The 10,525-nt window shown below is 62.0% G+C and carries 11 protein-coding genes and 1 pseudogene; 6 read left to right on the forward strand and 6 right to left on the reverse strand.

Features of this window, described 5'->3' with window-relative positions:
* Nucleotides 1–3 precede the first annotated feature (3 nt).
* Nucleotides 4–1,470, reverse strand: coding sequence for an Asp-tRNA(Asn)/Glu-tRNA(Gln) amidotransferase subunit GatA (gene gatA / locus ACCAA_RS08800; protein WP_186406871.1), 1,467 nt, complete (start codon nt 1,468–1,470; stop codon nt 4–6).
* Nucleotides 1,467–1,766 (reverse strand): Asp-tRNA(Asn)/Glu-tRNA(Gln) amidotransferase subunit GatC, encoded by a 300-nt coding sequence (gene gatC, locus ACCAA_RS08805; RefSeq protein WP_186406872.1) that lies wholly within the window; start codon nt 1,764–1,766, stop codon nt 1,467–1,469. The genes gatA and gatC overlap by 4 nt, the downstream gene beginning before the upstream one ends.
* Nucleotides 1,767–1,868: 102 nt before the next feature.
* Here gatC and ACCAA_RS08810 point away from each other — a divergent pair, with 102 nt between their 5' ends.
* The 6 genes from ACCAA_RS08810 to ACCAA_RS08835 all read left to right on the forward strand — a co-directional run bounded on the left by ACCAA_RS08810 (nt 1,869) and on the right by ACCAA_RS08835 (nt 8,583).
* Entirely contained in the window at nt 1,869–2,912 is a 1,044-nt protein-coding gene (locus ACCAA_RS08810) for a rod shape-determining protein (protein ID WP_186406873.1), read from the forward strand.
* A 48-nt stretch (nt 2,913–2,960) separates the two neighbouring features.
* Entirely contained in the window at nt 2,961–3,893 is a 933-nt protein-coding gene (mreC, locus tag ACCAA_RS08815) for a rod shape-determining protein MreC (RefSeq protein WP_186406874.1), read from the forward strand.
* Between the two features lie 6 nt (nt 3,894–3,899).
* Nucleotides 3,900–4,421: a rod shape-determining protein MreD gene (gene mreD / locus ACCAA_RS08820; RefSeq protein WP_186406875.1), complete on the forward strand. Its 522-nt coding sequence runs from the start codon at nt 3,900–3,902 to the stop codon at nt 4,419–4,421.
* A gap of 95 nt (nt 4,422–4,516) precedes the next feature.
* A complete protein-coding gene (gene mrdA / locus ACCAA_RS08825) occupies nt 4,517–6,412 on the forward strand; it encodes a penicillin-binding protein 2 (protein ID WP_186406876.1) in 1,896 nt (631 codons plus the stop codon).
* Nucleotides 6,413–6,415: 3 nt separating this feature from the next.
* Complete coding sequence (gene rodA, locus ACCAA_RS08830; protein ID WP_186406877.1) at nt 6,416–7,522, forward strand: rod shape-determining protein RodA; 1,107 nt, start codon at nt 6,416–6,418, stop codon at nt 7,520–7,522.
* Nucleotides 7,519–8,583: a septal ring lytic transglycosylase RlpA family protein gene (locus ACCAA_RS08835; RefSeq protein ID WP_186406878.1), complete on the forward strand. Its 1,065-nt coding sequence runs from the start codon at nt 7,519–7,521 to the stop codon at nt 8,581–8,583. The genes rodA and ACCAA_RS08835 overlap by 4 nt, the downstream gene beginning before the upstream one ends.
* On the opposite strand, the pseudogene ACCAA_RS08840 reads toward ACCAA_RS08835, so the two are convergent.
* From ACCAA_RS08840 to ACCAA_RS08855, 4 genes and pseudogenes are all read right to left on the reverse strand, one after another.
* A pseudogene (locus ACCAA_RS08840) lies at nt 8,576–9,031 on the reverse strand (helicase-related protein); the annotation flags it as partial. The gene ACCAA_RS08835 and the pseudogene ACCAA_RS08840 sit on opposite strands and share 8 nt — an antisense overlap.
* A 201-nt stretch (nt 9,032–9,232) precedes the next feature.
* Entirely contained in the window at nt 9,233–9,487 is a 255-nt protein-coding gene (locus tag ACCAA_RS08845) for a DUF2442 domain-containing protein (protein ID WP_186406880.1), read from the reverse strand.
* A complete protein-coding gene (locus ACCAA_RS08850) occupies nt 9,480–9,845 on the reverse strand; it encodes a DUF499 domain-containing protein (RefSeq protein ID WP_245754510.1) in 366 nt (121 codons plus the stop codon). The genes ACCAA_RS08845 and ACCAA_RS08850 overlap by 8 nt, the downstream gene beginning before the upstream one ends.
* Entirely contained in the window at nt 9,740–10,456 is a 717-nt protein-coding gene (locus ACCAA_RS08855; RefSeq protein ID WP_186406882.1) for a DUF499 domain-containing protein, read from the reverse strand. The genes ACCAA_RS08850 and ACCAA_RS08855 overlap by 106 nt, the downstream gene beginning before the upstream one ends.
* Between the last annotated feature and the right edge of the window lie 69 nt (nt 10,457–10,525).

The following is a 10,525-nucleotide window of genomic DNA, read 5'->3' on the forward strand; positions in this document are numbered from 1 at the left end:
TGATCACAGCTCAGCGGGACTCTGCAGGTGCCAGGCGTTGGCCTGCTGGTACCGGTGCGCGACATTCAGCAGTCTGGCTTCGGAAAAATAGTTGCCGATCAGTTGCAGGCCGGCCGGCAGCCCGCCGGCAAACCCGCAGGGAAGCGAAATCGCCGGCAGGCCGGCCAGGTTGACGGCGATCGTGTAAATGTCGGAAAGGTACATCTGGACCGGATCGGCAGCCTTCTCGCCGAGCTTGAACGCCGTGCTCGGGCTGGTCGGTCCGATGATCACGTCGCACTGCCGAAAGGCTTCGGCAAAGTCACTGGCGATCAGGCGGCGAATGCGTTGCGCCTGCAGGTAGTAGGCGTCGTAGTAGCCATGCGACAGGACATATGTGCCGATCAGGATGCGCCGTTTGACCTCGGCGCCGAAACCCTGGGCACGGCTCCTGCTGTACATCTCGTTCAAGTCCTGATAATCCGGCGCCCGGTGGCCGTAGCGCACACCGTCAAAGCGGGCGAGGTTCGAACTCGCTTCGGCCGGTGCAATCACGTAGTAGGCGGCGACCGAAAGTCCCATGCTCGGCAGGCGGATGGCGACCGTTTCGGCACCGAGTTTGCGGTAGCCGGCGATCGCCTGCTCGACGAGTTGCATGACTTCCGGACTGCAGCCGTCGCCAAAGAACTCTGCCGGCAGACCGATCTTCAATCCGGCCAGCGGTTGGCCGTCGGTGACGGCGTTGATTTCGCGGCTGTAGTCTTCACCTGGACGGTCGAGGCTGGTCGAGTCGCGCTCGTCAAAGCCGGCCATGCTGTTGAGCAGCACGGCGCAGTCGGCTGCTGACCGGCCGAGCGGGCCGGCCTGGTCGAGCGACGAGGCGAAGGCGATCATCCCGTAGCGCGACACCACGCCATACGTCGGCTTCATCCCGGTCAGGTTGCACAGGGCAGCCGGTTGCCGGATCGATCCGCCGGTGTCGGTGCCAGTGGCAGCCGGCGCCAGGCGGGCGGCGACCGCGGCCGCCGAGCCGCCGGACGACCCGCCAGGAACGCAAGTCAAATTCCAGGGGTTCTTCACCGGGCCAAAGAACGACGTTTCGTTCGACGAACCCATGGCGAACTCGTCCATGTTGGTCTTGCCGAGCAGGACCGCTCCGGCAGCCTTGAAGCGGGTGATCACGGCGGCATCGTAGGGGCTGATGAAATTGCTCAGCATTTTCGATGCGCAGGTGGTAAGCCAGCCCTGGGTACAGAAAATGTCCTTGTGCGCGATCGGGATGCCGGTCAGCGGACCACCTTCGCCGCGCGCCAGTCGCGCATCGGCAGCGTGTGCCTGGGCAAGACTGCGGGCTGGGTCCACGGTGATGAAGGCATTGAGCTGAGGGTTATGGCGGGCGATTCGGTCGAGGTAGAGTTGCGTCAGTTCAACACTCGAAATCTCTTTCGTCGCCAAGGCCTTGGCCAGGGCCGGCAAGCTTTGCTCAATCATTCGATCACCTTCGGCACCAGGTACAGGCCGGCCTCGGTTTCCGGCGCGATGGCCTGGAAAGCTGCCCGTTGCTCGTCGAGTTGACCGGTTTCGGTCACGCGGTCGGCGCGCAGGCGCTGCGCGACATCCTGAGCATGCGCCATCGGTTCGACGCCGGTGGTATCAACCGCCTGCATCGCTTCTATCAAGCCAAAAATCTCGTTCATGTGGCCGAGCGTGCTGTGCACCTCGGGGTCACTGATTTCGATCCGGGCAAGGTGGGCAACGCGCCGGACCTGTTCTGGGGTGAGCGACATGGTGACTAATTCACTAAGGTGTTAAATGAGGAAGCCATATAAGGTATCATAAAAGTTTTTCCCACCGCAGCTCGCGTTTGGGGCTATCACGGATTTGTCAGCATGTTCAGTTTTCTGCGCAGTTATTTTTCGAACGATCTCGCCATCGACTTGGGAACGGCGAATACCCTGATCTATGTCCGCTCGAAGGGCATCGTTCTCGACGAACCGTCGGTGGTCGCGATCCGCACGGAAGGTGGGCCGAACTCCAAGAAGACGATTCAGGCGGTCGGGAAGGCAGCCAAGGAAATGCTCGGCAAGGCGCCCGGCGCAATCACCGTCATTCGCCCGATGAAGGACGGCGTGATCGCCGACTTCACCGTGACCGAGCAAATGCTCAAGCAGTTCATCAAGAGAGTGCACGACTCGAGGCTGCTGTCGCCCTCGCCGCGGATCATCATTTGTGTTCCCTCGGGTTCGACGCAGGTTGAACGCCGCGCCATTCGCGAGTCCGCCATCGGTGCCGGTGCGAGTCAGGTTTTTCTGATCGAGGAGCCCATGGCGGCAGCGATTGGCGCTGGACTGCCGGTGTCCGAGCCGACCGGTTCGATGGTCGTGGACATCGGCGGCGGGACGACCGAGGTCGGCGTCATTTCACTTGGCGGCATGGTCTATGCGGGTTCGGTACGCGTCGGCGGCGACAAGCTCGACGAGGCGATCATGAATTACATCAGCCGCAACTACGGCATGTTGATCGGAGAGAATACCGCCGAGAACATCAAGAAGAAAATTGGCTCGGCTTTTCCCGGTGCCGAGGTGCGCGAGATGGAAGTGTCGGGAATCAACAAGGCCGAAGGCATTCCCCGCAAATTCACCATTTCTTCAAACGAGATCCTCGAAGCGCTGACCGAGCCTCTGAATAGCGTCGTTTCGGCGGTCAAGTCGGCGCTCGAGAAGACGCCGCCCGAACTCGGCGCCGACATCGCCGACAAAGGCATGGTGCTCACTGGCGGGGGTGCGCTTCTGCGCGATCTCGATCGTCTGCTGATGGAGGAGACCGGTCTGCCGGTGATCGTCGCCGAGGAGCCCTTGACCTGCGTGGCGCGAGGCTGTGGCATGGCACTCGAAAAGATGGACAATCTAGGCAGCATTTTCGCTGCCGATTGAGGCTCAGCGGTGTAGTCGCCGCGCGTCGCCCGCTTCGATGCCTGATTGATGGATCACCAGCCGCCACCGTTTTTCAAACGCGGGCCGGCGCCCGTCGCGCTACTGTGTCTTTATGTGGCGCTGTCGCTGGCGCTGCTGGTCGTTGACGCGCGCATGCAGACGCTTGAGGTACTGCGTCAGGCGTTGTCGATGTTCACGCACCCTGTGCAGCAGTTTGCCCACCTCCCGGCGCAGGTGTTCGATAATTCCGGCAGCTATTTCGCGAGTGTGGCGCGCTTGCAGGACGACAATGCGGCGCTGAAGAAGATCGGCCTGGAGAACGTGGCCACGCTGCTGCGCACCCAGCAACTTGAGGTCGAGAACGAGCGCCTGCGCAAATTGCTCGGCGTCAAGGAAAGGCAGCGGGCCAGTGGCCAGGCGGCACAGATCCTCTATGCGGCGCGTGATCCCTACTCGCGGCGCATCGTGATTGACAAGGGACAGCAGGACAAGGTACTTGCCGGGCAGCCGGTCATCGACGATGCGGGTATCGTCGGCCAGGTGACCAGGGTATTTCCCTTCGTTGCCGAAGTCACCCTGATTACCGACAAGGAGCAGGCGGTGCCTGTACAGATCGTGCGCACCGGTTTGCGCTCGGTCGTTTTCGGTCTCGGCGACGGCCAACTCGAGCTGCGTTTCCTGCCGGCCAACGCCGATGTCCAGAATGGCGACCTGCTGGTCACCTCGGGTCTGGATGGCATTTTTCTGCCCGGCTTTCCGGTCGCCAAGGTCGTGCACATCGAGCGTGATACCTCGTACTCGTTTGCCAGGATCTTCTGTACGCCGCTGGCCGGCGTGGAAAACTTCAGCGAGGTGATGGTTCTCGACCCTCGTCCGGCGATCACTTTGCCCGAGCCACTGGCGCGCGAGGCAGCGGGCCGGCCGGCCAAGACCTTGGTCAAGTCCGGGCTGACCAAGAAGAAGCGCCTGAAAAAGGAGTGACCACAGATGCAGACCAGCTACTCATCATCGCGCATTCTGTTGCCCGTTCGTCCGTGGTTCATCGGCTTCACTTTGCTGGTCGCACTGCTGCTGAACTTTCTGCCGACGGCGGCCCTGCCGGCAATTCCCGACTGGCTGGCTCTGGTGATCGTCTTCTGGAGCATTCGCGAGCCGCGTCGGGTTGGCATGGGGCTGGCCTTCCTTTTTGGTCTGGCGATGGATGTGGCCGATGCCAGTCTGCTGGGCCAGCACGCGCTAGCCTACGTGTTGGTCGCCTATGGGGGACTCTCGCTGTCCAGACGGATCCTGTGGTTTCCGCTCGGCGAGCAGGCCTTGCAGGTTTTTCCGCTACTGTTGCTGGTGCAGATCGTGCAGTTCGGCGTGCGCACCATGGCTGGCGCCGATTTTCCCGGCCTCTCGTATTTTCTCGGGCCGTGCTTCGCTACGCTGCTGTGGCCCTTGCTGACTTTCGTTCTCTTGTTGCCGCAGCATCAACCGGTCGACCGTGATGCCAATCGGCCGCTTTGATCCGCTGAGCAGGCAGGTGACGAGCTGCCATCGGCGCACTCTCCGCTGTGCGCTCCGCGCGTCGCGGGATCTGCGCTGACGCCAGGGGGTCGGACTTGCTTGCTCGTCAGTCGCCGCTCAATGCCCAGGATCGCGAGCTTCATCGCTTCCGCTTTCGCGTCGCTTTTGCCGCCGTCGCAGTGGCGGTGGCCTTTTTCGTGCTGATCGCCCGCTTCGTTCACCTGCAGGTCATGCGGCACGACTACTACACGACACGCGCCGAGGATAATCGCATCTCCCTGGTGCCTATCGTTCCCAATCGTGGCGTCATCGTCGACCGTCAGGGAGTTGTCCTGGCGCGTAACTACTCGGCCTTCACCCTTGAAATCACGCCGTCAAAGGTCGATGACCTCGACGCGACGATAGAAGGACTGGGCAAGGTGATCGAGGTCCTGCCCAAGGACCGCAAGCGCTTTCGCAAACTGCTCGACGAGAGCAAGACCTTTGAAAGCCTGCCGATTCGTTCGCGCCTGAGCGAGGAAGAGGTCGCGCGCTTTGCCGCCAACCGTTACCTCTTTCCCGGCGTCGAGGTCAAGGCGCGCCTGTTCCGTCAGTATCCGCTCGGTGCGGTCGCCTCGCACGCCATCGGCTACATCAGCCGCATCAACAAGCGCGACCTGGAGATGATCGAGGAGAGCGAACAGGCGGCAAACTACAAGGGGACCGACCACATTGGCAAGACGGGGCTTGAGCAGAAGTACGAATTCCAGTTGCACGGCGAGACCGGCTATGAGCAGGTGGAAATCGACGCCGGCGGACGGGCGATTCGCAATCTCTCGCGTACGGCTCCGGTGCAGGGCAACAACCTGACGCTGACCCTCGATGCCGGATTGCAGGAAATGGCTGAAAAGGCATTTGGCGACCGTCGTGGCGCTCTGGTGGCGATCGAGCCTTCCACCGGAGGAATCCTCGCGCTGGTGTCTACCCCGACCTTCGACCCCAATCTGTTCATCGACGGTATCCGCACCGACGACTGGGACCTGCTCAACACTTCGCCCGACAAGCCCTTGCTCAACCGGGCGCTGAACGGGGCCTATCCGCCGGGTTCGACGTTCAAGCCGTTCATGGCCCTGGCCGCACTGGAAACCGGTAAGCGGACGGCGGGTCAGACGATCTCCGACCCCGGTTTCTTCAACTTTGGTGGCCACCAGTTCCGCGATGACAAGAAGGGCGGTCACGGGACGGTCGACATGTACAAGTCGATCGTTCAGTCCTGCGACACCTACTACTACATGCTCGCCAACGACATGGGAATCGAAAGCATCGCTCGTTTCATGGGGCAACTGGGGCTCGGTCGGCGGACCGGCGTGGACATCGAAGGGGAGTCGGAAGGTGTGCTGCCCTCGCCGGAATGGAAGAGGCGTCGTTTCAAGCGGCCTGAGCAGCAGAAGTGGTTTGCCGGTGAGACGATCTCGATCGGCATCGGCCAGGGGTATAACGCTTACACGCCTATCCAGTTGGCGCAGGCGGTGGCTACCGTCGCCAATAACGGCGTCATGTATCGGCCGCACCTCGTCAAGTACATTACCGATAGCCGGACCGGCGAGAAGACGATGATCGAACCCGAACCGCTGCGCGTCCTGCCGTGGAAGCGACAGAACGTCGAGACGATCAAAAAGGCGATGATCGGCGTCAACACTGCGGGCACCGGGGCACGCGCTTTTGCCGGTGCGGCCTACGTTTCGGGAGGCAAGACCGGCACGGCACAGGTTTTCAGTCTCAAGGGGTCGGATTACAAGTCCGCCAGGCTGAAGGAGGAGTTGCGCGACCATGCCCTGTTCATCGCCTTCGCACCGGCGGATGAGCCGAAGATCGCGCTCGCCGTGCTGGTCGAAAACGGTGGTTTTGGCGCTCAGTCGGCAGCGCCGATCGCGCGTATGGTTTTCGATTACTATCTGCTCGGCAAATTGCCCAAAGGGGCAGCCAACGAAGTCGATGCGGAGGAAGACTAACGGATGTTCCAGCAGTTTCTGCACCGGGCCTGGGTGCGCCTGATCGAGCACCTCGACGGACCGCTGTTGCTGGTCACTGGCGCGATCATGGTTGCCGGACTGGCGACCGTTTATAGCGCCACCTACGACGCCAATAATCGCCTGCTGGCGCAGGCCGTGAACATGGTCGTCGGGTTGTGTGCGATGTGGTCCGTGGCACAGGTGCCGCCGCAGAAGTTGATGCGTTTTGGTGTCCCGCTCTACGTCATCGGCGTGATCCTGCTGCTGCTCGTTTTTCTCTTCGGGGTCAAGGTCAATGGCGCCAGGCGCTGGTTGTCGCTCGGGTTTACGCGCATCCAGCCGTCCGAATTGCTGAAGCTGGCTGTGCCGCTGATGCTCGCCTGGTATTTCCACAAGCACGAGGCGGTGCTGAAAGCCCGCCATTACATCGTCGCCTGCGTGCTTCTCCTGGTGCCTTTCGCGCTGATCGCCAAACAACCCGACCTCGGCACGGCCATTCTCGTCGGCGCCGCCGGCTTTTATGTCATCTTTTTCGCCGGTCTGCCATGGCAGGTGATCGTCGGCCTGTTCGCCGCCGCTGCCGGTGCGGCGCCTTTTGTGTGGACCGTGCTGCACGACTATCAGCGGAAACGCATTCTGACCTTGATCGACCCGACCAGCGATCCCCTCGGGTCGGGTTATCACATCATTCAATCGACCATTGCCATCGGCTCGGGTGGCAGTTTTGGCAAGGGTTGGCTGGAAGGTACGCAGACCCACCTGGAGTTCATCCCCGAACGCCATACGGACTTCATCTTTGCGGTTTTCTCCGAGGAACGCGGATTGCTCGGCAACACCGTTCTGCTCCTGCTTTACCTGCTGCTCATCGGACGTGGTCTGATGATCGCTGCCAACGCCTCGACCTTGTTCGCCCGGGTGATGGCCGGCTCGATCACGCTGAGCCTGTTCACCTATGTCTTCGTCAATATGGGCATGGTCAGCGGGATTCTGCCGGTGGTGGGCGTTCCACTACCGTTCATGAGCTATGGCGGGACGGCGCTGGTGACGCTGTCGATCGGCATCGGAATCCTGATGAGCATCCAGACGCATCGCATGCTGGTTCGGCAATGAGCTCGAAGGATTTCGCCTGGGTCGGGCGCCTGGCGTCGCCAACGGTCTGGCGGTGGCTGCTGCCCGTGCTCCTGACCGCCTGCGGGAGCCAGCCGTCGCGCGCGCCTGAACCGGGTGCGCGGACCGTTGAGCCGGGACCTGCCAGGATGGTCAAGAAGGCGACCGTCGGGCAAAAGCGGGGCGGGGCCTACTACAAGGACGACGGACCGGGCGACGAGATTCCGGACAACCTTGATGATATTCCGGACGCCCAGCCGCGACTCGAACCCCTGCATCGCTTCGCCAACCGGCCCTATGTCGTTCTCGGCAAGGCCTATGAGCCGAACAGCAGCCTCAAGCTGCACCAGGAGAGCGGTGTCGCGAGCTGGTACGGGAAGAAGTTCCACGGCCAGAAGACGTCGATCGGCGAACCCTACGACATGTTCTCGATGACCGCCGCGCACCCGACGCTGGCCATTCCCTCGTATGTCCGGGTGACCAACGTCGCCAATCGAAAGTCGGTCGTCGTGCGCGTCACAGATCGCGGTCCCTTTCACGCCGATCGCATCATCGACCTCTCCTACGCCGCCGCTTACCGCCTGGGCTACGTGGACAACGGCAGCACCCTGGTGCGCGTCGAATCGATTCTGCCGGAGGGCGCGACGACGATGACCTATGCCCAGGTGACCGCTGCTCCGCGTTCGCCAAGGGTGGCAATCTCCGGCGAGCGTGACGAGATTGAACTCCTGGCGGCAAAGCTGGGTGTCGACAAGGCGTCTGCACCCTCACTGATTCAGGATCTGACGCCCCTCCCCGCGTCGTCGGCCCCTTCGTCGCCGGCGGCGAACGGGCGTGGTGTCTTCCTGCAACTGGGCGCTTTCGCCAGTGCCGACAATGCCGAAAGTCTGCGCTCGCACCTGCTGCGCGAACTCGATTGGCTGAACGAGGGAATTCAGGTCAGCGCCGGCGGCGGCATGTATCGCGTCCATCTCGGTCCCTATACGAGCCGCACCGACGCCGAAAAAGTCGCCGAGAGGATTCGTCTGGCTCTCGGTTACAAGCCTACCTTTGTGTCTCGCTGATCTGACCGATGCGCTGGATACGGCCCTTGCGCTGCTCCAGCCGTGTCGGATTCCATGGCCAGTCAAGATTGACCAAGGAGCCAGGTCGTTGCAGGTTGAGTCCCTCGGACGCCGCATCGGTACCGATCAGCAGGCGAATTTCGCCACGCTTCACCTTGGCCTTGATCTCGTCACGGGAGTACGCCTTGAACTGCCAGTCAATCAGAATGCCGGAATTCACACCGCCGGCATAGCGGGAACTGCCCATGCGTCGCCGGAGCAAGGTCTTGAGAAAGCCCCCGCCCTGCACCCGCTGGCCAAGTAGCCGGCAGAATTCCTGCGCTGCATCGTAGGCATTCTGCAGGTACGGCGGCAGCGGTACCGCTTCGTCGTCGCCCTCGCCAAACAGGCAGACCCGCACCGGCTTCAGGTAAGGCTCGCCGGTGGCGGGGACAATGGCGTTTTCCAGATCGGAATTGCACACCACGCGCACCTTGCCACTCACCTTTTCGAGCGCCTCACCGGCCACTTCCAGCAGGGACGAAAGGAAATAGCCCGCAATGCGGTCATAGCTGACGGCACTGCTCAAACGCGCAGTCAACAGCGACGTGTCGAGCCTGCCGCGGCGGGAAGAATGGCGCAGGATAGTCACGCGCGAATCAAGCACTCGTCAAATTGAGGCCGCTACCAGATCCCGGCAGGTTTCGTGCAGCCGAGCCGGCGAGAGTTCCAGTCCATTCGGCCAGCACAAAGCGCCCGCATCAATGAACATGTGTTGGAAGTAGGCCTCATCGCGCAGGGGTTCGAGCAAGGGGCCGCTACGCTGCAAGAGGGCGCGGCCGTCGAAAGTCCCTTCGGCTCCGTCAGAAAAGCTCAAAACCGCCCGAAAGTCGCCCCGATAGCGGGCTGTCAATACCTTAATCATCCTGGTCTGCTCCCCGAATACGTTCCATGGGTTCGAAGTACAGCTTGTCCGCTCGCCCGGTCTCCCACAAGTTGGAGACGACCATGCGCATCAGCCGGATCAGGCCGCGGGTCTGCTGGAAACCGGGGTTCTCCTTGAAGCGCGCGTAGAGGTCGCGCAGACCGAAGTGAAAAGGGTAGGACTCGGCCAACTGCGCGGCAAAGGAGTCCGGTGAATGGTTGGTCACATCCATTTCCCGAGCGGCCTTGACGGCTACCGCGTAGTCGCTGGCCACCTTGTTGCGGACGGATTCGTGCGGCAGGGCCTGGAGCAGACGGGTACGCAGGATGTGATACAACTCCTCGCCCTGCGACGACACGGGCTCGATGCGCAGCCCCGACCGACTGTTTTGTTCCTGAGATTGTTCAGGGCGCCGTTGAGCATCGCGCCACCGGCCTGCCAGGAAGCCGTCAGATCGGCGATGACCACGCAGACATTCGACAGTTCGGCCTTGTTGACGGCTACCAGCAGGTTGGCGATTGCGGTCGCGGTCACCGTCGATAGCGTCGTCGAGCCAATCGACTTGGCCTGAACGGCTTCGAGATAGGGCGGCAGTTCGTCGAGAAAAATCAGGGTTGGCTCGCCTTTCAGGCGATTGATCCAGGCGCTTTGTTCGGGGGCCTGAAGCGGCTGGTAGTGGTCCTTGAAGACCTCCTTCTTGCCCAGTTGATCGGCGAGTTCGCCCCAGATGCCAAACTGGGCATCAGTTTGGCGGCCATGAAAGCCGATGACCCGGATGGCTCCCACGGCGTGGCCCGCACCATTCCTGCCAAGCACTTTTGCACGTAGGGCGGGGTGCTTGGCCAGCAGGCCGAGAGCGATCATGTTGTGCGTCTTGCCGCCGCCCATCGACTGCGTCAGCAGAAAGGTGCTGGCCTGGTCGCCACGATTCTCCAGGCGAGCGAAGGTCTTCTCGAACAGAGTCTTCATCCCGTTGGGTAATCGTTTAGCCCCCCGCTCGCCGGCACCGCCCCTCAATCAGGCGGCAGCCGGTAGCGG

This window comes from Candidatus Accumulibacter aalborgensis, from assembly GCF_900089955.1.
Taxonomy (GTDB): domain Bacteria; phylum Pseudomonadota; class Gammaproteobacteria; order Burkholderiales; family Rhodocyclaceae; genus Accumulibacter; species Accumulibacter aalborgensis.

Bases quoted from the DNA above. Each gene is read 5' to 3' on its own strand.
- ACCAA_RS08810 (WP_186406873.1), top strand. From the start codon at position 1,869: ATGTTCAGTTTTCTGCGCAGTTATTTTTCGAACGATCTCGCCATCGAC.
- ACCAA_RS08855 (WP_186406882.1), bottom strand. From the start codon at position 10,456: ATGAAGACTCTGTTCGAGAAGACCTTCGCTCGCCTGGAGAATCGTGGC.
- gatC (WP_186406872.1), bottom strand. From the start codon at position 1,766: ATGTCGCTCACCCCAGAACAGGTCCGGCGCGTTGCCCACCTTGCCCGG.
- mreC (WP_186406874.1), top strand. From the start codon at position 2,961: ATGGATCACCAGCCGCCACCGTTTTTCAAACGCGGGCCGGCGCCCGTC.
- mreD (WP_186406875.1), top strand. From the start codon at position 3,900: ATGCAGACCAGCTACTCATCATCGCGCATTCTGTTGCCCGTTCGTCCG.
- gatA (WP_186406871.1), bottom strand. From the start codon at position 1,470: ATGATTGAGCAAAGCTTGCCGGCCCTGGCCAAGGCCTTGGCGACGAAA.
- ACCAA_RS08845 (WP_186406880.1), bottom strand. From the start codon at position 9,487: ATGATTAAGGTATTGACAGCCCGCTATCGGGGCGACTTTCGGGCGGTT.
- ACCAA_RS08835 (WP_186406878.1), top strand. From the start codon at position 7,519: ATGAGCTCGAAGGATTTCGCCTGGGTCGGGCGCCTGGCGTCGCCAACG.
- rodA (WP_186406877.1), top strand. From the start codon at position 6,416: ATGTTCCAGCAGTTTCTGCACCGGGCCTGGGTGCGCCTGATCGAGCAC.